We start from the raw sequence: 24,579 nt of genomic DNA on the forward strand, positions 1-24,579 counted from the left end.
TCAGACCGACTTGCGGCGGCGGGCGCCCAGCATGCCCATCAGGCTCAGGGAAACGAGCGCCACGGTGCCCGGTTCCGGAACGAAGGCCAGGTTGTCGACCGCGAATTGGGCCTGGTTGCCGGCCGGGTTCACGCAGTCGCCAAGGCCGTCGTACAGGCAGGCGCTGAAGGTGACTTCACTGAAGGCGCCCTGGCTGAACGTGTTGCCGAAATTCCAGCGCGTAAAGGTGTAGTCGCCGCCGGCGTTCTGCAGGGAGAAGTCGCGCGAAGCTGTGGTGCCGTCATTGGTCATCAACATTAACTTGCCGACAGAGAAGTTCAGCACCATGTCGATAGGCAACACGAACCCGAAATCGATGCTCGACAGGCCGAAGGTGTTGCCGCTTAACAAACTGAAGCTGAAGCCGCCATCGTTCAGCGCGGTATAGTAGTTGGTGCTGTTGCCGGCAGGGCAAACTGCCAGATCGCAGCTCGATGGGTCCCGGCCGTTGATCAGGGCGCCGTCGAAGCCGCCCTGTCCGCGCACCGTGATTTGCTGGTCATCATTGACGAGTTGCTCGCCATTGGTATAGATGCCTGGCAAAAACGTTTCAAATGTCACCACACCAGCCGAAGCAGAAGCACACGCCGAGGCAATCGCTGCCATGACCGCCAATTTCACAAACTTCTTCATCCCATGCTCCCTTGTTATTGTACGAATGCCTGAGGTCCCGACCCGTGCTGCAAGCGACGGGGCGTGGCCGCTCTGAGTTTTTTCCGCTACCTAATTATTTCCTAGGTTGTCATGGAATATATCAAAGGAAATAATTTTCTTGTAAAAATTTTCATTTAAGAAAATCTTGAATTTGAATGAAAAATCTGAATAATATTTGTTTTTCACTAAGAAATATCGAGATCGGGTAGCGCCCGCCGCTGCAGCAATTTCGCGACAGTTGACCTGCAAGCATGATCGAGGATCACTTTTTACAGAGGGCAATATTTGTATATTTCCTTGTGCCAATTGTCTGCACAAATAGGTCTCGGCGGTAATTGCTTGGAAGCCAATAACTTACGTTGTGATATCAAGCAAGAAAAATTTGTCGCCTGGACTTTCGCTGTGGTAGCCTTTCACCAAATTTTGTTGCTTGCAACTGTGTCGGGCTGGCTCAAGCGCGCGCCTGGAATACGATTAACATGAGCACCCGAAGGAGCATGGCGAATGGCTGAGGTAACTTTCCGTAACCGCGAGGCGCAACGCGGATTCACGCTGCTCGAACTGCTGGTCGTGATCGTTATCATCGGCCTGCTCGCCGCCTATGTCGGCCCGAAATATTTCTCGCAGCTGGGCAAATCCGAAGTCACCGTCGCCAAGGCCCAGATCGACGCCTTCGACAAGTCGCTCGACACCTACCGCCTCGACACCGGCCGCTATCCGGCCACCGAGGAAGGCCTGAACGCGCTGATGACGGCGCCGCCGAGCGCGGGCGCCAAATGGAACGGCCCTTACCTCAAGAAGGGTGTGCCCCAGGATCCGTGGGGCCGGGCCTACCAGTACCGCGCGCCGGGCACCAAGGGCGAGTACGAGATCCTCTCGCTCGGCAAGGACGGCCAGCCGGGCGGCACCGGCGACAACGCCGACATCTCGTCGCAATAAGTTTCCTCCCATCTCCCTTCAGTCAAGCCGGGCACGTTCTTCATGCAGTTTGCCGTACGCACCCTTGCGCCCGACATGTCGATCTCGCGCGTCGTCGTGGATGCCGCCAGCGCCCTCGAGGCGCGCCGCCAGGTCGAGGCGCGCGGCCTGTTCGTCAGCGCCGTCGAGCCGGCACGCGCCGGCCTGTCCCCGTTCGCCAGGAAGCAGGGCGGCAAGCTCAATATCGTCCTGTTCAGCCAGGAGCTGCTGGCCCTGCTGAACGCCGGCCTGGGCATCGTCGAGGGCCTCGAGGCCCTGCTCGAAAAGGAAGCCAGCCCGGGCCCGCGCGGCGTGCTCGAACGCCTGCTCGGCGGCCTGCGCGAAGGCAAGCGCCTTTCCGCCGTGCTGGCTGCCCAGCCGGAGCTGTTCCCGCCGCTGTACGTGGGCATCGTGCGCGCCGCCGAAGGCACCAGCGACCTGCCGCGCGCACTGACGCGCTACATCGATTACCAGCAGCGCATCGACACCGTACGCGGCAAGATCGTCAGTGCCTCGATCTACCCGGTGATCCTGCTGATGGTGGGCGGCGGCGTGAGCTCCTTCCTGATCGGCTACGTGGTGCCCAAGTTCGCCGAGGTCTACCAGGGCGCCGGCCGCTCGCTGCCGTGGATGTCGCAGCTGCTGCTCGACTGGGGCCAATTCGCCTCCAGCCACGGCAGTGCGATCGCGGTCGCCGCGCTGCTGCTCATTACCGCTGCGGTGGCCGGCGTGCGCCACCTGCTGCGCAGCGGCGGCGTCGCGCGGCTGCTGGCGCGCCTGCCCGGCATCGGCGAGCGGGCCCGCATCTACGAACTCTCGCGCCTGTACCTCACGCTCGGCATGCTCAGCGAAGGCGGCATCACCATCGTCAATGCCATCGAGACCGTGCAGCCGATGGTGTCCGGCGCCCTGCGCCGCGGCCTGGCCAGCGCGCGCGCCGCGGTCGAATCGGGCCAGCCGCTGTCGACCGCCTTCGAGGCCAACGGCCTGACCACGCCGATCTCGCTGCGCATGCTGCGGGTGGGCGAGCGCACCGGCGACATGGGCCCGATGCTGACGCAGTCGGCCGCCTTCTACGACGGCGAGATATCGCGCTGGATCGATCGCTTCACCCGCACTTTCGAGCCGCTCTTGATGGCGGCCATCGGCCTGGTGGTGGGCGCCATCGTGGTGCTGCTGTACATGCCGATCTTCGACCTGGCCGGAGACATGTCTTGAGCGGCTTGTTCGAACCCGGCCTGCTGGCCCGTGCCCGCGCTCTGGCGGCCCAGTCGCGCCGCGGCCTGGTGGCCGAGCTGGAAGGCTTGACCGGGCAGGAGCCGCGGAAAATCGTGCGCGAACTGGCCGCGCCGTTCGCGCTGCCGGTGCTGGAAACCGCGGCCATGCTGGCGCACACGCCGGCTTTCGACCTGCTGCCGCTGGCCGGCGCCATGTCGCGCCACTGCGTGCTGCTGCGCGAGCCTTCCGGCCGCCTGGTCGGCGTGCTGGCCGACCCCTTCGACCTCGACCTGCAGACCTGGCTCAGCGCCCAGGCGCGCGCCACCGCCAGCCGGCCGCTCGACCTGTGCCTGGCGCTGCAGTCCGACATCCAGGCCTACCTGTCGAAGCAGGAAGAATCCGCGCGCGCCGTGGACAGCCTGGTCGGCGGCGGCGTCGACGCCCGGCGCGACGGCAAGGCCAACCAGGTGCTGTCCTTCGCCTCGGTGTCGGAAGCGGGCAGCCCGGCAGTCAAGCTGGTCAACTCCACCCTGTACGACGCGCTCAAGGCAGGCGCTTCGGACATCCACCTCGAAAGCACTGCCGGCGGCCTGGCGGTCAAGTACCGGGTCGACGGGGTGCTCGACCATGCCACCACCGTGGGCGGGGTCGAGCTGGCCGAACACATCATCTCGCGCCTGAAGGTGCTGGCCGAGCTCGATATCGCCGAGCGCCGCATCCCCCAGGACGGCAGCTTCCGGGTCGAGTCCGGCGGGCGCGACATCGACCTGCGGGTGTCGATCATGCCGAGCATCCATGGCGAGGATGCGGTGATCCGTATCCTGGACAAGCGCGCCATGATCGAATCCTATGGCGCGCTCACGCTCGAGGCCCTCGGCTTCGACGCGCCTTCGCTTGCCACCCTGCGCACGCTGGCGCAAGAAGCCTACGGCATGCTCCTGGTGACGGGGCCGACCGGCTCCGGCAAGACCACCACGCTGTATGCGGCCCTCACTGAAATCCACAATGGCCGCGAGAAGATCATCACCATCGAAGACCCGGTGGAATACCAGCTGCCGGGCATCCTGCAGATCCCGGTGAACGAAAAGAAGGGCCTGACGTTCGCAAAAGGCCTGCGCTCGATCCTGCGCCACGACCCGGACAAAATCATGGTCGGCGAGATCCGCGACCGCGAGACCGCCGAGATCGCGGTGCAGTCGGCGCTCACCGGCCACCTGGTGCTCACGACCGTCCACGCCAACAACGTGTTCGACGTGTTCGGCCGCTTTACCCACATGGGCATCGATCCCTACGCCTTCGTGTCGGCCCTGAACGGCATCTGGGCCCAGCGCCTGATCCGCATGAACTGCCCGCACTGCGCCGCCCGCTATGACCCCGATGCGCTGGAACTGGCCTCGGTTCACCTGGAGCGCGAGGAAGTGGCGGACTACGTCTTCATGCGCGGCAAGGGCTGCGGCGACTGCCGCGGCACCGGCTACCGCGGGCGCCGCTCGATCGCCGAGATCCTGACCCTGAACGACGAGATCCGCGAGCTGATCGTCGACAAGCAGCCGATCCGCCGCATCAAGGCCGCGGCCTACGCCAACGGCACCCGCAGCCTGCGCCTGGCCGCACTGGACCTGGTCAAGCGCGGCGCCACCACCATCGATGAAATCCGGCGGGTGACCCTGCATGCGTGACTGGCCACTCCTGCGCCTAGGGCAATCCCTGCGCCTCGGCATCGCCGCCGATGGACTGGCGCTGCTGCGCGTTGGCGGCTGGCCGAAGGCTGGCGTCGAGGTGCTGGCGCTGCAGCCGGTCGAGGCGGGCGCGCCGGACGCGCTGGCGATCGGCCTGCGCGCCCTGCTGCTGGAGGCGGCGCCGCGCGGCTGGCCGCTCAGCGTGGTGCTGGCGGACGAGCTGGTGCGCCTGTGGCAGGTGCCGCCGCCGGCGGGGGCAGCGCGCATCAGCGACCTGCAGGCCGCCGCCGCGCTGCGCTACCAGGCCCTGTTCGGCACGCTGCCCCAGGACTGGCGCCTCAGCGCCGACTGGGACGCTGCGCGTCCCTTCCTGGCCGCCGCCGTGCCGGAAAGCCTGCTGGCGCTGCTCGAAGGACTGGCCCGCGAACTGCGCCTGCCCCTGGTGGAAGTGGCGCCCCAGTTCGTCGCCGCCCTGAATGCCTGGCGCCGCGCGCGCCGGCCCGGCGCCTGGTTCGGCCTGGTGCACGGCGGCGTGCTGTCGATCGCGGCCTACGAAGGCGCGGCGCTGGCCGCGGTGCGCACCGCGGTGATCCCCGCCGGCGCCGACCGCGACTGGCTGGAAGCCCACGTGGCGCGCGAAGCGCTGCGGGTGGGCGTGGGACGGCCCGAACGGCTGCAACTGTGCGGGGCCGCGCCAGGCGCCTGGGCCAGTTCGGCGGGCCGCCTGAAATTCGCCTGCACGCTGCTGGAAGACGACAGCGGCAGCGCGCTGCCCCTGCATGTGCGCCTGGCGCGCACGGGAATCGTGGAATGAAGCGCACCAACATCGATTTCGCGCCGCGCTCGCTGCGGCGCACCCTGTACCTGACCCCGGGCCGCTTCGCCGGCCTGGCCTTGCCGGCCATCGTGCTGGGCGCCGTGGCGTTGTCGGAGTTCAGCCGCTACCAGGACGAGCGCGCACAGCTGGCCGCCCTGCAGGCGGCGCTTGCCGCGCGCTCGGCGGCCGCGCGGCCGGTGGCGCTGGCGGCCCCGTTGAAATCGAGCGTGCCGGAAGCCCAGGCGCAGGCCGTCAACGACGCCGTGATGCAGCTCAACTTGCCGTGGCGCGACCTGGTCGAGGCGGTGCGCGCGGCCACGCCCGCCGACGTGGCCCTGCTGGCGCTGGAGCCGGACGCCAAGCGCCGCACCCTGCGCATCACGGCCGAGACCCGCAACAGCGACGACATGCTGGCCTATCTCGCGAAGATGCAGGAGCTGGGCTGGTTCGGGTCGGTGGCGCTGGTGCGCCACGAGATCGCGGAGCAGGAACCGAACCGGCCGCTGCGCTTCCAGCTCAGCGCCCAGTGGGGTGGACAATGAAGGCCGCCGCACTGTCGACGCTGTGGCTGCGCGCGCAGCTGGCGCTGCGCCGGGTCAACCCCGTGATTGCCGGCGCCGTCCTGCTGCTGGCTGCCGCCTTTGCCGCCCTGGCCTGGGTGGCCATGCAGCGGGTCGGCTTCGACGCGCAGTTCGCCGCCGCGCGCCGCCAGGCCGCCATGCCGGCCCCGCCGCCAGCGGCCGCGGTGGCGGCGCCGCCCACCGCCGACCAGAACCTGGCCCATTTCTACAACGCGCTGGGCGATCGCAGCAAGGTCGACCGCCAGCTCAAGACCCTGTTCGCGCTGGCCGAGAAAAACGGCCTGGTGCTGCGCCAGGGCGAATACCGCAGCAGCTACGACCGCGGCGCCAAACTGACCACTTACCAGCTCAACCTGCCGGTCACGGGCCGCTACGGCGCCATCTGGCAGTTCGCCTTCGACGCGCTGCGCGCGGTGCCGCATGCCTCGCTCGACGACGTGAGCTTTCGCCGCGACGCCATCGGCCTCGATACGGTGGACGCGCGCCTGCGCATGACGCTCTACCTGTCGGCCACGCCGGGAGTGCCGCGATGAAGCCGCGCCACCTCGCCATGGCCGCCGCGCTGGCGCTGGCCGCGGGCCTGGTCGCGTTTGGCGACAATGCGCCCGAGGATGCCGTGGCCGAAGCGGTCGTGCGCGAGCCGGCGCCTGCCGGTCCTGCCGCAGCTGCGGCGGCGCCGGTTGCCAAGGAAAAGGGCGTCGCCATCCTGCGCCTGGTGCCGCGCGAGATCCTGATCGGCGATGGCGGCGACCGCTTCGGGCAGGGGGCGGACGCGGTGTTCGCGCGCCAGGACTGGACCCCGCCACCGCCACCGCCGCCGCCGCCGGAACCCGTGGCGCCGCCGCCGCCGCCCACCGCGCCGCCGCTGCCCTTCACCTTCATCGGCAAGTCGCTGCAGGACGGGACCTGGGAAATCTACCTCGCGCGCGGCGAGCGCACCTATTCCGTCCGCAACGACACGGTCATCGAGGGTACTTACCGGGTCGACGCCATCAGGCCGCCGGTACTGACCCTGACCTACCTGCCGCTGAACCAGGTTCAGCAACTCAATATTGGAGTATTCGACTGATGGTTCGTTTCCGGACGCATTCCGTGCACACCGTGCTGGGCGCCGCCCTCGCGGCGGTGCTGCTCGCCGGCTGTGCAGGGCAGGCCGCCTACCAGGAAGGCAACGCGCTCGTTGCACGGGACCAGGTCGCGGCCGGGCTGGTGAAATACCAGGAGGCGGTGGCCGCCGACCCCAGCAACGCCCAGTACAAGTCGGCCTACCTGCGCGCGCGCGACAGCGCAGCCGCGCGCCTGCTCGGCCAGGCCGAGAGCGCGCTGGCCGCCGGCCAGGCCGAACCGGCGCTGCAGGACTACCGCCGCGTACTGGCCTTCGACCCGGCCAACGAGCGGGCCCGCGCCGGCCTGCGCCAGGTCGAGGCCGACCGCCGCCACGCCGCCATGCTCGAGGCGGCGCGCGCCGCCTTCGAGCGCAGCGAACTCGATACCGCGCGCCAGAAGCTGGCCGCGATCCTGTCCGAACGCCCGGGCCACGAGCCGGCCCGCCTGCTGCTGCTGGAAGTGGACCAGAAGGCGGCCGAGGCGCCGGCCGGCGAAGCCCAGCTGGCCGCGGCCTTCCGCAAGCCGATCAGCCTGGAATTCCGCGACGCCCCCCTGAAGCAGGTGTTCGAGATCATTTCGCGTCATTCAGGCCTGAACTTCGTGTTCGACAAGGACGTCAAGGCCGACCAGCGCACCTCGATCTTCCTGAAGAACAGCACCGTGGAAGCGGCGGTGTACTACCTGCTCATGACCAACCAGCTCGAGCGCCAGGTCATGGACGGCAATACCATCCTGATCTACCCGAACGTGGCGGCCAAGCTGAAGGAATACCAGGAGATGACGGTCAAGACCTTCTTCCTGGCCAATGCCGACGCCAAGAACATCGCCAATACCTTCAAGACCATCCTCAAGTCGCGCGACGTGGTGGTGGACGAAAAGCTCAACCTGGTGATCCTGCGCGACAGCCCGGAAGCGGTGCGCGTGGCCACCCAGCTGGTGGCGCTGCAGGACGTGCCGGAACCGGAAGTCATGCTCGACGTCGAGGTGCTGGAGATCAAGCGCAGCCGCATCATGGACCTCGGCATCGCCTGGCCCACCTCGGTCTCGTTCGCGCCGCTGGCCGCGCTCGACGGCGCGCCGCTGACCATCGACCAGCTGCGCGGCCTGAATCGCGGCAACGTCGGGGTGATCAGCGACCTCACCGCCACCGTCAACGCCAACAAGACCGACGGCGACTCCAACACCCTGGCCAACCCGCGCATCCGGGTGCGCAACAAGGAAAAGGCCAAGGTCGTCATCGGCGACAAGATTCCGAACATCTCGACCACGATCTCGTCGGGCGTGGGCGGCTTCGCCTCGGAATCGGTGAACTATGTCGACGTGGGCCTGACGCTCAACGTGGAGCCGACCATTTACCTGAACAATGAAGTGGCGATCCGGATCTCGCTGGAAGTGAGCACGCTGGGCGAATCGGTGACCACCCGCTCGGGTACCGTGGCCTACCGCATCGGTACCCGCTCGGCCACCACGCTGCTGCAATTGAAGGACGGCGAGAACCAGGTGCTGGCTGGCCTGATCAGCAACGAAGACCGTTCCAGCGGCAGCAAGGTGCCGGGCATCGGCGACCTGCCGATCGTCGGCCGCCTGTTCGGCAGCACCCGCGACCAGAACGACCGCACCGAGATCGTGCTGTCGATCACGCCGCGCCTGGTGCGCACCGTGCAGCGCCCGGCGGCCAGCCTGTCCGAGTTCGGCGCCGGCACCGAGGCCAGCTTCCGCCGCCGTCCGGACACCACGGTGCGCGCACCGGTGCAGCTGCCGGCCAGCCCCGCCGCTGCCGCCGTCGTACGTGCCACGGCTGCCCCGGCTGCCCCAGGCAGCCCGGTGGTGCCGGCGCCGGCACCGGTGGGCACCCCGGCCGCACCGGTGTCGGTGCCGCCCTCGCAGCTGCCGGTCACGCCGCAAACCGGTTCGCCGGCGTCCGGCCCACCGCCGGCCAGCAATCCGCCGCTGGAAGTCACGCCCGTCCCGCCGCCGCCGCCGGCCAATCCGCCGACGCAGCAATGAACCCAAGGCGCGGCTTCACGCTGATCGAACTGCTGGTGACGCTGGCGATCCTGGCCCTGCTGGGAATGCTGGCGCTGCCGGTGGCCCAGGTCACGTCGCAGCGCCGCGACGAGGCCGAGCTGCGCCGCTCGCTGCGCGAGATCCGCACCGGCATCGACGCCTTCAAGAAGGCCGGCGACGAAGGCCGCGTGGCCCGCATCGTGGGCGGCAGCGGCTATCCGCCGCGTCTCGAGATGCTGGTCGAGGGCGTGCGCGACCTGCGCAGTCCGAAAGGCGCCAAGATCTACTTCATGCGGCGCCTGCCGCGCGACCCCTTCCATCCGGATCCGTCCGTGGCCGACGCCGCCACCTGGGGCAAGCGCAGCTACGCCAGCGAGCCGGACGAACCGCGCGAGGGCGACGACGTCTACGACGTGTATTCGGTCTCGGAGAAGCCCGGCCTGAACGGCATTCCCTACAATAAGTGGTGAGCACCATGCCAAGTTATCTCCGGCGCCTGCGCGCCTTCACGCTGATCGAACTGCTGGTGGTGCTGGGCATCGTGGCCCTGCTGCTCACGCTCGCGGTGCCGCGCTTCTTTCCCAGCATCGACAGCACGAAGGAGACCATCCTGGCCGAGAACCTGCGCAACACGCGCGCCATCATCGACCAGTTCCATGCCGACACCGGGCGCTATCCGGAGTCGCTGGAACAGCTGGTGGAAAAGAAGTACCTGCGCGAGCTGCCGATGGATCCGGTGCTGGAGAGCCGCGAAGGCTGGGTCGTCGAGCCGCCGCCGGAAGGCGAGCAGGGAGCGGTCGGGAACGTCAGGAGCGGCGCGCCCGGCAACGACCGCAAGGGCCGCGCCTACGCGGAGTGGTAGATGGAACAGCGGCGCCGCCAGGCGGGCTTCACCTACCTCGGCCTGATCATCTTCGTGTTCATCGTCGGCCTGGTCGGCGCGGCGACCCTGAAGGCCGGGGCCCTGCTCGAGCGCGCCCAGCGTGAAACCGAACTGCTGGAAATCGGCGCGCAGTTCAGCGCCGCGCTCAAGAGCTATGCCGACGCCACCCCGCGCGGCCAGCCGCCCCAGCCCCTGAGCCTGCAGGAACTGCTGCGCGATACCCGTTTCCCGACCCCGCGCCGCCACCTGCGCAAGATCTTCGTCGACCCGGTGAGCGGCAAGGCCGAGTGGGGCATCGTGTCGGCCGGGGAGGGCGGGCGCATCCTGGGCGTGCACAGCCTGTCGCAGGTGCCGCCGCTCAAGCAGGCCAGGTTCGACGAGCGCTTCCCGAATTTCGAGAACCGCGAGCACATCGCGCAGTGGAAGTTCATGGCCACCGGCCAGGGCGCGGCGCCCGCCCCGCTGCAGCCACCGGGGACGCTGGCGCCGGTCACCATGGCGCCACCGCCGGAGCAGCCGGCCGGCCCGGTGGCCGCACCGGTGGCGCCGCAGGCGCCGATGCAGGAACTGGCCCCGCCACCGCGCGAGCCGGAACCCGAAGCCGAGCCCGAGCCCGAGCCGCAGGAGGAGCCGCCGCAGGAGCCGCCAGCCGAGGAAGACAAGGACAAGGACAAGCCGAAGGAGCCGCCGCCGGCCCAGGATTCCGGGCGTTGAAGCGGCTTACTTGGCGCGGCGCTTGAAGTCGCGCGGGCGGAAGCCCAGCGCCAGCAGCACGGCAAAATAGGCCACCGCGGCGGCGCCGATGATCGCCACCAGCGCGCCCCCGCGCAGCAGCGGCGTGGCGCGCAGCGCGATCCAGTCGAACTGGGCCTGGCCGAACCAGCACACCACGCCCATTACGGCGGCTGCCGCCACCAGCTTGAAGAAGAAGGCGCCCCAGCCCGCCTGCGGCACGTAGATTTTGCGCCGGCGCAGGCCGGTGTACAGGAACAGCGCATTGATGCAGGCGCCCACGCCGATCGACAGCGCCAGGCCGGCCACGCCGAACAGCGGCACGAACACCAGGTTCATCAGCTGGGTCACGACCAGCACGCCGACCGCGATCTTGACCGGGGTGCGCACTTCCTGGCGCGCGAAGAAGGCCGGCGCCAGGGTCTTGACCAGGATGAAGCCGAGCAGGCCGGCGCTGTAGGCCATCAATGGCATCGACGAGGCGGCGACGTCGCGCGCGTTGAAGGCGCCGTAGTGGAACAGGGTGGCGATCATGGGCGTGGCCAGGGTGGCCATGCCGACCGCCGCGGGAATGGCCAGCAGGAAGGTCAGGCGCAGGCCCCAGTCGAGCAGGGACGAGTATTCCTGGGTGTCGCCTTCGGTATTGGCCTTGGCCAGGCCGGGCAGCAGGATGGTGCCCAGCGCCACGCCGAGCAGCGCGGTGGGCAGTTCCATCAGGCGGTCGGCGTACTGCAGCGCGGTGACGGCGCCTGCGGCCAGGCCGGCGGCGATGGTGGTGTTGATCAGGAGGCTGATCTGGGCCGCGGCCACCGCGAACACGGCCGGCCCCATCTTGCCCAGCATGCGGTGCACCCCGGCGTTGCGCAGGCCGGTGAGGGGATTGATCGACAGGCGCGGCAGCATGCCCAGCTTGATCAGCGAGGGCAGCTGGATCGCCACCTGCGCCAGTCCGCCGATGCACACGCCCACCGCCATCGCATAGATCGGCTGTGCGAAGTAATCGGCCAGCACCAGCGCCGAGACGATGAACGACAGGTTCAGCAGCACCGGTGTGAAGGCCGGTATCTTGAACTGGCGCCAGGTATTGAGGATGCCGCTGGCCAGCGCCACGAAGGCCATGCAGGCGATGTAGGGGAACATCATGCGCGTCATGACCACGGCGGCATCGAACGCCGCCGGCTCGCGCTGCAGGCCGCCGCCGATCCACAGGATCAGCACCGGGGCGGCGACGATGCCCAGGATACTGGTGAGCACGGTGGCCCAGACCAGCACCGTGGCGACATGGTCGACCAGGGTCTTGGTGGCGTCCTGCCCATGTTTGGTCTTGTATTCGGTAAGGATGGGCACGAAGGCCTGCGAGAAGGCGCCCTCGGCAAACAGGCGGCGCAGCAGGTTCGGCAGGCGGAACGCGATATTGAAGGCGTCGGTGAAATTCGAGGTGCCGAAGGTGGCCGCGAACAGGCTTTCGCGCAGCAGGCCGGTGACGCGGGACACCATGGTCATGCTGGAAATGGCGGCGAGGGTACGGAGCAGGTTCATGGCCGGGGATTATACTTGGGCAACACTCTCGCACGTGGGCGGCGGCGACAATTATTCATTCATGAATTGCCATGACGGGTTTCCTTCGCTATAATCGTGGGCTGTACTGAATTCTGTTAGCAGACACGAATCGTTGGGCAGGCGTCGAAGGCGCCAGTTTCACTCGCGAATGTTTGCAAACGCAACTTGACCCCGATTTAGGAAATTTCATGGCAAATACCGCACAAGCGCGCAAACGCGCTCGTCAAGCAGTTAAGCAAAACGCGCACAATTCGTCGCAGCGTTCGACCCTGCGTACCGCAATCAAGGCAGTTCGCAAGGCCATCCAGGCTGGCGACAAGGCCGCTGCAACCACCATCTTCCAGCAATCGGTGTCGACCATCGACAGCATCGCTGACAAGAAGATCATCCACAAGAACAAAGCAGCGCGCCACAAGAGCCGCCTGGCTGCAGCCCTGAAGGCACTGGCCGCCTAAGAGCGACGTGCGTGCGGCCAAGGCCGCGCAGGCAGTTCTGTGCAGAGAAAGACCCGCCCGACTTTTGGTTCGGCGGGTTTTTTCGCTTGTCGGGCCCGCGGCTACCGAAGGCGGAACGCCTAAAAGCCGTGGCGCACAGTAAAATACTGGTGCATAATGTGAAACGCCCGTCTTATGTCTTATAGAAGACTTCGGCTTGAGACCAGAGCGTTACCACCCGTTTTAGACACCGCGCGACCGCGCGCGCATCGAGGAAAAAGCGTATGAGCAGTGATCCGACCATCATCTACACCCTGACCGACGAGGCGCCGCTGCTGGCGACCCACGCCTTCCTGCCAGTCGTCAGCACCTTCACCAAGCCTGCCGGCATCAAGGTCGAGCAGAGCGACATCTCGGTCGCCGCCCGCATCCTGGCGGCGTTCCCGGAGAACCTGACGCCTGAACAGCGCGTGCCGGATTCGCTGGCCGAGCTGGGCAAGAAGACCCTGTCGCCCGACGCCAACATCATCAAGCTGCCGAACATCAGCGCTTCGGTGGGCCAGCTGATCGCCGCGATCGAGGAACTGCAGGCCAAGGGCTACAAGCTGCCCGACTACCCGGCCAACGCCAAGACCGACGAAGAAAAAGCCATCAAGGCACGCTACGGCAAGTGCATCGGCTCGGCGGTCAACCCGGTCCTGCGCGAAGGTAACTCGGACCGCCGCGCCCCGCGCGCAGTGAAAGAGTACGCACGCAAGAATCCGCATTCGATGGCCCCATGGTCGCAGGCATCGCGCACCCACGTGTCGCACATGACCCACGGCGACTTCTACCACGGCGAGAAATCGATGACCGTGAGCGGCGCCCGCGAAGTCAAGATGGAACTGATCACCAAGGGCGGCCAGACCATCGTCCTGAAGCCGAAGGTCGCGCTGCAGGACGGCGAGATCATCGATTCGATGTTCATGAGCCGCAAGGCCCTGCTGGACTTCTACGCGGCCCAGATCGACGACGCGAAAGAAACCGGCGTGCTGTTCTCGCTGCACGTCAAGGCGACCATGATGAAGGTCTCGCACCCGATCGTGTTCGGCCACGCCGTGCGCATGTTCTACAAAGAGGCGTTCGAGAAGCACGGCGCCCTGTTCGACAGCCTCGGCATCAACGTCAACAACGGCATGGCCGACCTGTACAACAAGATCGCCGACCTGCCGGCCTCGCAGCGCGAAGAAATCGAGCGCGACCTGCACGCCTGCCAGGAACACCGTCCGGCGCTGGCCATGGTCGATTCGACCAAGGGCATCACCAACTTCCATTCGCCAAACGACGTCATCGTCGACGCCTCGATGCCTGCGATGATCCGCGCCGGCGGCAAGATGTACGACGCCAACGGCAAGCTCAAGGAAGTCAAGGCGGTCATTCCGGAATCGACCTTCGCCCGCATCTACCAGGAGATCATCAACTTCTGCAAATGGCATGGCGCCTTCGATCCGAAGACCATGGGCACGGTGCCGAACGTGGGCCTGATGGCCCAGCAGGCCGAAGAATACGGCTCGCACGACAAGACCTTCGAGATGCAGGAAGCGGGCGTGGCCAACATCACCGACCTGGCCACCGGCGAAGTGCTGCTGTCGCAGAACGTGGAGCAGGGCGACATCTGGCGCATGTGCCAGGTCAAGGACGCGCCGATCCGCGACTGGGTCAAGCTGGCCGTGACGCGCGCGCGCAACTCGGGCATGCCGGCCGTGTTCTGGCTCGACCCGTACCGTCCGCACGAGAATGAGCTGATCAAGAAGGTGCGCACCTACCTGAAAGAGCACGACACGACCGGCCTGGACATCCAGATCATGTCGCAGGTTCGCGCCATGCGCTACACCCTGGAGCGCGTCAAGCGCGGCCTGGACACCATCTCGGTGACCGGCAACATCCTGCGCGACTACCTGACCGACCTGTTCCCGATCCTGGAACTGGGCACCAGCGCCAAGATGCTGTCGATCGTCCCGCTGATGGCCGGCGGCGGCATGTACGAAACCGGCGCGGGCGGCTCGGCGCCGAAGCACGTGCAGCAGCTGACCGAGGAAAACCACCTGCGCTGGGATTCGCTGGGCGAGTTCCTGGCCCTGGCCGTGTCGCTGGAAGACCTGGGCCTGAAGACCGGCAACAGCAAGGCCAAGGTGCTGGCCCAGACCCTGGACGCCGCCACCGGCAAGCTGCTGGACAACCGCAAGTCGCCATCGCCGAAAACCGGCGAGCTCGACAACCGCGGCAGCCAGTTCTACCTGTCGATGTACTGGGCGCAAGAGCTGGCCGCGCAAACCGACGATGCCGAACTGGCAGCCAAGTTCGCACCGCTGGCCAAGCAGCTGGCCGAGAACGAAGCGACCATCGTCGCCGAACTGCTGGCAGTGCAGGGCAAGCCGGCCGATATCGGTGGCTACTACAAGGCCGACGAGGCCAAGGTGAAAGCCATCATGCGTCCGAGCGCGACCTTCAATGCGGCGCTGGATGCGTTTGCTGCTTGATTAGTCAGCGTTGAGCTGACATAGAAACGCCGGCCTGAGGCCGGCGTTTTTTTATCGTGTGAGCACCGCGACTATTTTCTTCAGCCACCAGCTCGTCGTACCGGCGAAGGCCGAAATAGTGCCACTGGCACTATTTCGCCTAATTTTCGCGATCACTCGATGGCGCTGACTTCGGGATGGAAATTGGGTCCCGGCCTGCGCCGGGACGGCGGTTCAACGGGGAGTGGTGGAAAACGGGCAGCGGGGAAGCTCAACCGCCAACCCGCAGCGCCTCCGCTTCCACCTCCACGAACTCCCCCGGCATCAACGGATGCGTCGCCAGCGAAAACGCCCCGATACTGCTCCTCATCAGGCGCAGCGTCGGCAGCCCCACCGCCGCCGTCATCCTGCGTACCTGCCGGTTCTTCCCTTCTTCGAGCGTGATCGCGATCCAGCTGGTCGGCTTGTCCGCGCGCGCCCGGATGGGGGGATTGCGTGGCCACAGCCATGCCGGTTCCGCGATCTGCACCGCCTTGCAGGGCTTGGTGACAAAATCGCCCAGGTCCAGCGGCGCCTGCAGCCGCGCCAGCGCGGCCGCATCCACCACGCCATCGACCTGCACCAGGTAGGTCTTGGCTTCCTTGTGGTCCGGGTGCGCGATCTTGTGCTGCAGCTTGCCGTCGTCGGTGAGCAGCATCAGGCCTTCGCTGTCGGCGTCGAGGCGGCCGGCGGGGTAGATGTTGGGAATGGCCAGGTAATCGGCCAGCGATTCCCGGCCCTCCTGTGGCGAAAACTGGCACAGGACTTGGAAGGGTTTATTGAAGAGGATCAGAGGCATGAATCGAGATTGGGGAACTAATATGTCTTAAGGCTCGTCGCGTAGCGCCCTGGAAAATACTGGTGCATAATGCAAGACGCGACAAGGGTGTCTTATAGAAGACTTGCAGCGCAGATTTTGTCATTCCGCGCATTGTAATTCAGATCGCAGGCCAGCCTCGGCCAACATTGGCCAGCGCCGCGACCACATTGGGAGAACACAATGTACCAACATATCAACGTGCCGGCCGACGGCCAGAAAATCACCGTCAACGCCGATTTTTCGCTCAGTGTGCCGGACAATCCGGTCATCCCCTACATCGAGGGTGACGGCACCGGGGGCGACATCACCCCGGTGATGATCCGGGTCGTCGATGCGGCCGTGGAAAAATCCTATGGCGGCGCGCGCAAGATCAGCTGGATGGAAATCTATGCCGGCGAAAAATCCACCAATGTGTATGGTCCGGACGTGTGGCTGCCGTCGGAAACGCTCGAGGTGCTGAAAGACTATGTGGTCTCGATCAAGGGCCCGTTGACCACGCCGGTGGGCGGCGGCATCCGGTCGCTCAATGTCGCGCTGCGCCAGGAACTCGACCTGTACGTCTGCCTGCGCCCGGTGCGCTATTTTGCCGGCGTGCCGTCGCCGTTGAAGCAGCCGGAGAAAACCGACATGGTGATCTTCCGCGAGAACTCGGAAGACATCTACGCCGGCATCGAATGGGCCGAAGGCTCGGCCGAGGTGAAGAAAGTGATCAAGTTCCTCACCGAGGAAATGGGCGTCAAGAAGATCCGCTTCCCGGAAACCTCGGGCCTGGGCATCAAGCCGGTCTCGCGCGAAGGCACCGAGCGCCTGGTGCGCAAGGCGATCCAGTATGCAGTCGACAACGACAAGCCATCGGTGACGATTGTCCACAAGGGCAATATCATGAAATACACCGAAGGCGGCTTCCGCGACTGGGCCTACGCGCTGGCGCAAAAGGAGTTTGGCGCCGAGCTGATCGACGGCGGCCCGTGGTGCAAGTTCAAGAACCAGCGCACCGGCCGCGAGATCACGATCAAGGATTCGATCGCCGACGCATTCCTGCAGCAGATCCTGCTGCGCCCGGCCGAGTACAGCGTGATCGCCACCCTGAACCTGAACGGCGACTATATCTCGGACGCGCTGGCGGCCCAGGTCGGCGGCATCGGCATCGCACCGGGCGCGAATATGTCGAATTCGGTGGCGATGTTCGAGGCGACCCACGGCACCGCACCGAAATACGCCGGCAAGGATTACGTGAACCCGGGTTCGCTGATCCTGTCGGCCGAGATGATGCTGCGCCACATGGGCTGGCTTGAGGCGGCCGACCTCATCATCGGCTCGATGGAGCGGGCGATCACGTCGAAAAAGGTCACCTATGACTTCGCGCGCCTGATGGAAGGGGCGACCCAGGTATCGTGCTCGGGCTTTGGTGAAGTGATGATTGAAAACATGTAAGGCGGCGCCATATCACTGTAGTGCGGCCCCGGCCCCGCTCACGCGGGGCTGTTTTGCTGTTGGCGGAGCCGGCAATGGAATGCACTGGGCTTTGCTGGATACGCCGATGAATCCACGGAATTGAGTAGCTCGCAGCAGCGCCCGGGCGCGCAGCCTTGCAAGACGCGCGCACCCTGGTGGCGGAACTGGCTTATGCTGGCATCCATGGAGGCGGGACAGACAGGGCAGGGACGGCGTGGGACGAAAGAAACCCCGCCGGAGCGGGGTTCTTCACTTCCAGGAGGGAGATATTACGTGCCCTGGATGTTGGAAGCTTGCTTGCCTTTCGGGCCCTGCGTGACTTCGAATTGGACTTTTTGACCTTCTTTGAGGGTCTTAAAACCGTTCATGTTGATTGCGGAGAAGTGCGCGAACAGATCTTCGCCGCCGTCATCAGGAGTGATGAAGCCAAAGCCTTTGGAATCATTGAACCACTTAACAGTACCAGTTGCCATAAAAGAACCTTCAATTAAAAACAAATCACACGAGCCATAAAAGCAAGAAGCTTCTTGCCCCCTCCTCAGCCTGCTCACTTCTTATCAACAAGTACATAAGTACAATGTCAATAACTGCATTGTTGGTGGAATAATCAGTGAAGTCAAGAGCTTTTGGGGCGCTGTTGCCAAATTTTCCACAGCAGAGGTAACGGGGCTCTTGATTTCGTCAATTGGATCGCCATCTGCGCATAAATCGGAAACCGCGTAACATGGAAGCACATGAGAACGAGCTGATGTTTACGCTTGGCACCGACTTTGAAAGCATTAGAATACGCCCATGGCTACGAAGCATGACACCGAACAGCTGCTGGAGCGGCAAACTGTAAAACCGCCACCCCTGTACCAGGTGGCGTTGCTGAACGACGACTACACGCCGATGGAATTCGTGGTTGCGGTGATTCAGGAGTATTTCAACAAGGACCGCGAAACGGCGACCCAGATCATGCTTTCCGTGCACCGTCACGGCAAGGGTGTCTGTGGAGTGTTTTCCAAAGATATAGCGTGTACCAAAGTGGAGTTTGTCTTAACGCATGCGCGTAAGGCGGGGCATCCCCTGCAATGCGTGATGGAGGAAGTATGATTGCGCAGGAACTTGAAGTATCCCTACACATGGCCTTTGTCGAAGCCCGCCAGGCACGCCACGAGTTCATTACCGTGGAACACCTGCTGCTAGCGCTACTCGACAATCCCTCGGCCGCCGAAGTCCTGCGTGCGTGCGCGGTCAATATTGAAGACCTGCGCAAGACCTTGACTAACTTTATCGGTGATAACACCCCGACCGTGCCCGGCACGGGCGAGGTCGACACCCAGCCGACGCTTGGCTTCCAGCGCGTGATCCAGCGCGCCATCATGCACGTGCAGTCGGCGTCCAATGGCAAGAAGGAAGTTACTGGCGCCAATGTGCTGGTGGCGATCTTCGGCGAGAAGGACTCGCACGCGGTGTACTACCTGCACCAGCAGGGCGTAACCCGCCTCGACGTAGTCAATTTCATCTCGCACGGCGTGCGCAAGGACCAGCAGCTCGACACCACCAAGGCGTCGGAAGGCGTGGAAGAAGCGCAGGTCGAAGGCCAGGCCAAGGAAAGCCCGCTCGACCAGTTCACGCAAAACCTGAACAAGGCGGCTGCCGATGGCAAGATCGATCCGCTGATCGGGCGCGAGGAAGAAGTCGACCGCGTGATCCAGATCCTGTGCCGCCGCCGCAAGAACAATCCGCTGCTGGTCGGCGAAGCCGGTGTCGGCAAGACCGCGATTGCCGAAGGCCTGGCATGGCGCATCGTCCAGGAAGACGTCCCGGAAATCCTGCAGAACGCCGTCGTGTTCTCGCTCGACATGGGCGCGCTGCTGGCCGGCACCAAGTACCGCGGCGACTTCGAACAGCGCCTCAAGGCCGTCCTCAAGCAATTGAAGGACACGCCGAACGGCATCCTGTTCATCGACGAGATCCACACCATCATCGGCGCCGGTTCGGCCTCGGGCGGCACGCTCGACGCATCGAACCTGCTGAAACCCGCCCTGGCCAACGGCCAGCTCAAGTGCATCGGCGCGACCACGTTCACGGAATTCCGCGGCGTGTTCGAGAAGGACCACGCACTGAGCCGCCGCTTCCAGAAGGTGGACGTCAACGAACCGTCGGTCGAGCAGACCGTGGCGATCCTGCGCGGCCTCAAGTCGCGTTTCGAAGAGCACCACGGCGTCAAGTACTCGTCCTCGGCGCTCACCACCGCGGCGGAACTGGCGGCGCGCTTCATCAACGACCGCCACCTGCCCGATAAAGCCATCGACGTGATCGACGAAGCCGGTGCCGCCCAGCGCATCCTGCCGAAGTCGAAGCAGAAGAAAACCATCGGCAAGACGGAAATCGAGGACATCATCGCGAAGATCGCGCGGATTCCCCCGCAGACCGTCAACCAGGACGACCGCAGCAAGCTGCAGACCATCGACCGCGACCTGCGCAACGTGGTGTTCGGCCAGGACCCTGCGATCGACGCGCTGGCTTCGGCCATCAAGATGGCGCGTGCGGGCCTGGGCAAGCAGGACAAGCCGATCGGTTCCTTCCTGTTCTCCGGTCCTACCGGCGTGGGCAAAACGGAGGTGGCGAAGCAGCTGGCCTTCATCCTCGGCATCGAGCTGATCCGCTTCGACATGTCGGAGTACATGGAGCGCCACGCGGTGTCGCGCCTGATCGGTGCGCCGCCGGGCTATGTCGGCTTCGACCAGGGCGGTTTGCTCACGGAAGCCATCACCAAGAAGCCGCACGCGGTGCTGCTGCTGGACGAGATTGAAAAAGCCCACCCGGACATTTTCAACATCCTGCTGCAGGTGATGGACCATGGCACCCTGACCGACAACAACGGACGCAAGGCCGATTTCCGCAACGTGATCATCATCATGACCACCAATGCGGGCGCCGAGAGCCTGACCAAGCGCTCGGTGGGCTTCGTGGATTCCAAGCAGGCAGGCGACGAGATGGCCGACATCAAGCGCATGTTCACGCCGGAGTTCCGCAACCGCCTGGACGCGACCATCAGCTTCCGCGCGCTGGACGAGGACATCATCCTGCGCGTCGTGGACAAGTTCCTGATGCAGCTGGAAGAACAGCTGCACGAGAAGAAGGTGGAAGCCGTCTTCACCGAGAAGCTGCGCAAGTTCCTGTCCAAGAAGGGCTTCGACCCGCTGATGGGCGCACGCCCGATGTCGCGCCTGATCCAGGACATGATCCGCAAGGCGCTGGCCGACGAGCTGCTGTTCGGGCGCCTGGTCAACGGCGGGCGGATCACGGTGGACCTGAACGAGAAGGACGACGTGGTGCTCGAGTTCCCGGAAGGGGATGCACTGCCGCCGCCGGCACCGGCGGAGACGGTGGAGATCGAGTAAAGCTCGCTGCACCTGTAGAAACCGCGCTTCGGCGCGGTTTTTTTTTGCGTTTCCGTTACGCGTGTAACTTATGTCCCGGCCTTCGCCGGGACGACTGGGCAAGGGTGGCAGACTAGCGGCTTGCCCTTTTTCCTATAAACGTAGCACGTCGTACGCACCACTGGCGCCTACGACTTCCGGCGAAGGCCGGAAGCCTAATTTTGCCTGCACACCACCCCACGTAAAATTTTGCACGTACGTACGTCGAACGTCCCACCCACCTGTGGCAAACTCATCCCTTTAAGCAACCCTCGCCACCCGCACATGACCGTCTCCCGCACCATCCTCGCGCTGTCGCTCGCGCTCATTGGCAGCCAGGCTGCCGCCGCCGATCCCTACTTCCGTTTCCCGGCCGTGCGCGGCGACACCATCGTGTTCACCGCCGAGGGCGACCTGTGGCGCACCACGACCGCCGGTGGCAAGGCCACCCGGCTGACCACCCACCCGTCGGCGGAAACGCAAGCCGCGATTTCGCACGACGGCAAGTACGTCGCCTTCGCCGCCTCCTACGAGGGCGCGCAGGAAGCCTATGTGATGCCGATCGAAGGCGGGCTGCCGAAGCGGATCACGTTCGAGAACGGCGGCGTGACGGTGCTGGGCTGGACCGCGCAGGGTGAGGTCCTGGTGAGTACCGAGAACTCGGTGGGGCCGGCCAAGCACCGCATCGTCGCGGCGCTGGAGCCGGTAAAACTGGCGCGCCGCGTGCTGCCGCTGGCCGACGCCAACGACGCCGTGCTGTCGGACGATGGCCGCAGTGTGTTCTTCACGCGCATGGGCCTGTCCATGACCAACGATAACGTGCGCGCCTACCGCGGCGGGGCCCATGCCCAGCTGTGGCGCTACGAGCTCGGTTCAAAAGGCGAGGCCACCCAGCTGTTCAAGGGCGATACCGCCAACAACCGCCGCGCGATGTGGTGGAATGGCCGCATTTACTTCATCAGCGATGCCGGCGGCGCCGACAATATCTGGTCGTCGCTGCCCGACGGGAGCGACCGCAAGGAGCACACTCAGCACAAGGAGTGGGATGTGCGCACCGCTTCGCTGGGCGACGGCCGCATCGCCTACCAGCTCGGCGCCGACCTGCGCGTGTTCGACATCGCCAGCGGCGCCGACACGCTCGTCAAAGCCAGCCTGGTCTCGGACTTCGACCAGCAGCGCACGCGCCGCGTGCGTTCGCCGCTCGACGCGCTCACCAGCATCGAGGTGGCCAGCAAGGCCGAGCGCATCGTGCTGACCGCGCGCGGCAAGGTGACCATCGCCGGCACCGGCACCCAGCGCCGGGTCGAGATCGCCGTGCCGGACGGCGCACGCGCCCGCGGCGCCGTATTCAGCCACGACGACAGGTGGGTCTACGCGTTTGTCGACAGCACCGGCGAGAACGAGATCTGGCGCTACGCCGCCGACGGCTCGGGCAAGGGCGAGCGCCTGACCATCGATGGCGCCAGCCACCGCTCCGGCATCTATCCTTCGCCGGACGGCAAGTACCTGGCCCACACCGACAAGAAAGGCCGCACCTGGCTGCTCGACCTGGCCGCGAAAACCAATGTCATCATCGACGACGCCAAGCAGGTCGGCGCCGACCGTCCCGACCAGGTGGTGTGGTCGCCCGACAGCCGCAACATCGCCTTCGTGCGGGTCGGCAGCAGCGAACAGCGCAACCAGATCGGCATGTACCACCTGCCGTCGAAGAGCATGGCGTTTGTCACCACCGATCGCTACACCGCCGACGCGCCGGTGTTCTCGCCGGACGGGAAGTGGCTGTACTTCCTGTCGGCGCGCCATTTCAATGTAGGCAATGCCGGCCCGTGGGGCGACCGCAACATGGGACCGGTGTTCGACCGCCGCGTCGGCGTCTATGCGCTGGCGCTGCAGCCCGGCGCGCGCTTCCCGTTCAAGGCGGAGGATGAGCTGACCAAGCCGGAGGCGACCTCGCCCGAAGCGGCAGCGAAAGCCGCGGTGAAGACCCCGGGTACCGACGAAGCCGACAAGAACGCCGCCGTCGCCGCCGCCACCGCCGCCGCGACTGCGGCCGCCAGCGCGGCCGCACCGGACAAGGCGAAAGCCCCGACGCCGGCGGTCGACTACGCGGGCCTGCGCGAGCGCCTGTACGAGGTGCCCATCGTGCCGGGCAACTACCGCGCGCTCGCCATCGACGACAAGCGCCTGTACATCCTGGAATCGGACAATGGCCGCAGCGGCGCGCTCAAGACGCTGGAAATCTCGCGCAGCAGCCCGCAGCCGGAAATCTTCGTGGCCAACGTGCGCGAATTCGGCCAGAGCACCGATCGCAAGCACATCTTCTACCGCACCTTCCACGCCGCCGGCCCGGGCGAAATGCTGATCGTCCCGGCCGGCGCCAAGGCGCCCGCCGACCTGACCAAGGCGCGCGTGAAAGTCGACGACTGGGCGGTGAGCACCAACCCGCGCCTGGAATGGACGCAGATGTTCAACGACGCATGGCGCATGCACCGCGACTTCCTGTACGACGCCAACATGCGCGGCGTCGACTGGAACGCCGCGCGCGCCCGCTACGCGCCACTGGTCGAGCGCGTGACCGACCGCGCGGAGCTGGACGACGTGCTGGGCATGATGGTGGGCGAAGTCGGGGCGCTGCACTCGCAGATCCGTCCGGGCGACCAGCGCCGCGCCACGGGCGAAGGCGTGCCTTCGAGCCTGGGCGCGGTGCTCACGCGCGTGGCCGACGGCTTCCGCGTCGACCGTGTCTACCGCGCCGAGCCGGAGCTGCCGTCCGAACGCGGGCCGCTGTCGGCGCCGGACGTGGGCGTGAAGGAGGGTGATGTCATCACGGCCGTCAACGGCAAGTCGCTGGTGGAAGCGCGCGACATCGCCGACCTGCTGCTCGACCAGGCCGACAAGCAGGTGCTGCTGCACGTGAAGAGCGCTGGCGGCAAGCCGCGCCCGGTGATCGTCACCCCGGTGCCGATGGCGCGCCACGCCGCGCTGCGCTATTCGGATTGGGAGCAGGGCAGGGCCCAGCAGGCCGACACGCTTTCGAAGGGCAAGATCGGCTACCTGCACCTGCGCGCCATGGTGGCGCGCGACATCAATGCGTTTGCGCGCGACTTCTACGCCAACATCAACAAGGAAGGCCTGGTGATCGATGTGCGCCGCAATAACGGCGGCAACATCGACAGCTGGATCATCGAGAAGCTGCTGCGCCGCTCGTGGGCGTTCTGGAGTTCGAACGGCAACCTGCCGCAGTCGAACATGCAGAACACCTTCCGCGGCCACCTGGTGGTGCTGATGGACGAGCTGACGTATTCGGATGGCGAGACCTTCGCGGCCGGCGTCAAGGCCCTGAAACTGGGCCCGCTGGTGGGCAAGCGCACCGCCGGCGCGGGTGTCTGGCTCAGCGACGGCAACGGCCTGTCCGACAACGGCATGGCGCGCGTGGCCGAATTTGGCCAGTTCGCGGCGGACGGCGAATGGCTGATCGAGGGCGTGGGCGTGACGCCGGACGTCGAGGTGGACAACCTGCCGAACGAAACCTTCGCGGGCCGCGACCGCCAGCTCGAAGTGGCGATCGAACTGCTGCAGAAGAAGATGCAGGAGCAGCCGGTCAAGCCGTGGAAGCCGGCCGCGATCCCGGCACTGAAGCGCTAAGCGCGGCCGGGGCGCGGCACCTGCTGCCTGCGCCCCGGTTCATC

Annotated in this window: 21 protein-coding genes; 17 read left to right on the top strand and 4 right to left on the bottom strand. The window is 65.7% G+C overall.

Features of this window, described 5'->3' with window-relative positions; translation table 11 throughout:
• Entirely contained in the window at positions 1-672 is a 672-nt protein-coding gene (locus BM031_RS13890) for an NF038120 family PEP-CTERM protein (protein WP_091875171.1), read from the bottom strand.
• Positions 673-1,197: 525 nt separating this feature from the next.
• Here BM031_RS13890 and gspG point away from each other — a divergent pair.
• Genes gspG through BM031_RS13945 form a run of 11 tightly spaced genes read left to right on the top strand, consistent with a single transcriptional unit; the run spans position 1,198 to position 10,656 of the window.
• Complete coding sequence (gene gspG / locus BM031_RS13895) at positions 1,198-1,632, top strand: type II secretion system major pseudopilin GspG (protein WP_091875172.1); 435 nt, start codon at positions 1,198-1,200, stop codon at positions 1,630-1,632.
• A 42-nt stretch (positions 1,633-1,674) separates the two neighbouring features.
• Positions 1,675-2,868, top strand: a complete 1,194-nt coding sequence (locus tag BM031_RS13900; RefSeq protein WP_091875173.1) for a type II secretion system F family protein — start codon at positions 1,675-1,677, stop codon at positions 2,866-2,868.
• Positions 2,865-4,547 (top strand): GspE/PulE family protein, encoded by a 1,683-nt coding sequence (locus tag BM031_RS13905; RefSeq protein ID WP_091875174.1) that lies wholly within the window; start codon positions 2,865-2,867, stop codon positions 4,545-4,547. The genes BM031_RS13900 and BM031_RS13905 overlap by 4 nt, the downstream gene beginning before the upstream one ends.
• Positions 4,540-5,361, top strand: a complete 822-nt coding sequence (locus BM031_RS13910) for a hypothetical protein (protein ID WP_091875175.1) — start codon at positions 4,540-4,542, stop codon at positions 5,359-5,361. The genes BM031_RS13905 and BM031_RS13910 overlap by 8 nt, the downstream gene beginning before the upstream one ends.
• Complete coding sequence (locus BM031_RS13915; protein WP_091875176.1) at positions 5,358-5,906, top strand: PilN domain-containing protein; 549 nt, start codon at positions 5,358-5,360, stop codon at positions 5,904-5,906. Before BM031_RS13910 ends, BM031_RS13915 begins: the two co-directional genes overlap by 4 nt.
• Positions 5,903-6,478 (top strand): hypothetical protein, encoded by a 576-nt coding sequence (locus BM031_RS13920; protein ID WP_091875177.1) that lies wholly within the window; start codon positions 5,903-5,905, stop codon positions 6,476-6,478. The genes BM031_RS13915 and BM031_RS13920 overlap by 4 nt, the downstream gene beginning before the upstream one ends.
• The gene (locus BM031_RS13925) at positions 6,475-7,014 is read left to right on the top strand and encodes a hypothetical protein (RefSeq protein WP_091875178.1); all 540 of its coding nucleotides are present in this window, start codon (positions 6,475-6,477) and stop codon (positions 7,012-7,014) included. The genes BM031_RS13920 and BM031_RS13925 overlap by 4 nt, the downstream gene beginning before the upstream one ends.
• Positions 7,015-7,037: 23 nt before the next feature.
• A complete protein-coding gene (locus BM031_RS13930; protein WP_229408880.1) occupies positions 7,038-9,059 on the top strand; it encodes a secretin GspD/PilQ domain-containing protein in 2,022 nt (673 codons plus the stop codon).
• A complete protein-coding gene (locus tag BM031_RS13935) occupies positions 9,056-9,529 on the top strand; it encodes a type II secretion system protein (RefSeq protein ID WP_091875180.1) in 474 nt (157 codons plus the stop codon). The genes BM031_RS13930 and BM031_RS13935 overlap by 4 nt, the downstream gene beginning before the upstream one ends.
• Before the next feature lie 5 nt (positions 9,530-9,534).
• Positions 9,535-9,921, top strand: a complete 387-nt coding sequence (locus BM031_RS13940) for a type II secretion system protein (protein ID WP_091875206.1) — start codon at positions 9,535-9,537, stop codon at positions 9,919-9,921.
• Entirely contained in the window at positions 9,922-10,656 is a 735-nt protein-coding gene (locus BM031_RS13945; protein WP_091875181.1) for a type II secretion system protein, read from the top strand.
• 6 nt (positions 10,657-10,662) lie between these two features.
• Here the strand turns inward: BM031_RS13945 and murJ are convergent, their stop codons facing one another.
• Complete coding sequence (gene murJ / locus BM031_RS13950; RefSeq protein WP_091875182.1) at positions 10,663-12,213, bottom strand: murein biosynthesis integral membrane protein MurJ; 1,551 nt, start codon at positions 12,211-12,213, stop codon at positions 10,663-10,665.
• A gap of 209 nt (positions 12,214-12,422) precedes the next feature.
• Here murJ and rpsT point away from each other — a divergent pair, with 209 nt between their 5' ends.
• Positions 12,423-12,689 (top strand): 30S ribosomal protein S20, encoded by a 267-nt coding sequence (rpsT, locus tag BM031_RS13955; RefSeq protein ID WP_091875183.1) that lies wholly within the window; start codon positions 12,423-12,425, stop codon positions 12,687-12,689.
• 263 nt (positions 12,690-12,952) lie between these two features.
• Complete coding sequence (locus BM031_RS13960) at positions 12,953-15,187, top strand: NADP-dependent isocitrate dehydrogenase (protein WP_091875184.1); 2,235 nt, start codon at positions 12,953-12,955, stop codon at positions 15,185-15,187.
• Positions 15,188-15,437: 250 nt separating this feature from the next.
• On the opposite strand, the gene BM031_RS13965 is transcribed toward BM031_RS13960, so the two are convergent.
• Positions 15,438-16,004 (bottom strand): pseudouridine synthase, encoded by a 567-nt coding sequence (locus BM031_RS13965; RefSeq protein WP_091875185.1) that lies wholly within the window; start codon positions 16,002-16,004, stop codon positions 15,438-15,440.
• 201 nt (positions 16,005-16,205) lie between these two features.
• On the opposite strand from BM031_RS13965, the gene icd reads away from it, so the two are divergent.
• A complete protein-coding gene (gene icd / locus BM031_RS13970) occupies positions 16,206-17,459 on the top strand; it encodes an NADP-dependent isocitrate dehydrogenase (protein WP_091875186.1) in 1,254 nt (417 codons plus the stop codon).
• A gap of 290 nt (positions 17,460-17,749) precedes the next feature.
• On the opposite strand, the gene BM031_RS13975 is transcribed toward icd, so the two are convergent.
• Positions 17,750-17,953, bottom strand: coding sequence for a cold-shock protein (locus BM031_RS13975; RefSeq protein ID WP_091875187.1), 204 nt, complete (start codon positions 17,951-17,953; stop codon positions 17,750-17,752).
• Between the two features lie 319 nt (positions 17,954-18,272).
• On the opposite strand from BM031_RS13975, the gene clpS reads away from it, so the two are divergent.
• The 3 genes from clpS to BM031_RS13990 all read left to right on the top strand — a co-directional run bounded on the left by clpS (position 18,273) and on the right by BM031_RS13990 (position 24,535).
• Positions 18,273-18,575 (top strand): ATP-dependent Clp protease adapter ClpS, encoded by a 303-nt coding sequence (gene clpS, locus BM031_RS13980; protein ID WP_020653505.1) that lies wholly within the window; start codon positions 18,273-18,275, stop codon positions 18,573-18,575.
• Positions 18,572-20,872 carry an ATP-dependent Clp protease ATP-binding subunit ClpA gene (gene clpA, locus BM031_RS13985; RefSeq protein WP_091875188.1) on the top strand — a complete coding sequence of 767 codons (2,301 nt, stop codon included), beginning with the start codon at positions 18,572-18,574 and terminating at the stop codon, positions 20,870-20,872. Before clpS ends, clpA begins: the two co-directional genes overlap by 4 nt.
• 303 nt (positions 20,873-21,175) lie before the next feature.
• Positions 21,176-24,535 (top strand): S41 family peptidase, encoded by a 3,360-nt coding sequence (locus BM031_RS13990; protein ID WP_091875189.1) that lies wholly within the window; start codon positions 21,176-21,178, stop codon positions 24,533-24,535.
• Positions 24,536-24,579 lie beyond the last annotated feature (44 nt).

This window comes from Massilia yuzhufengensis, from assembly GCF_900112225.1.
Taxonomy (GTDB): Bacteria; Pseudomonadota; Gammaproteobacteria; order Burkholderiales; family Burkholderiaceae_D; genus Telluria; species Telluria yuzhufengensis.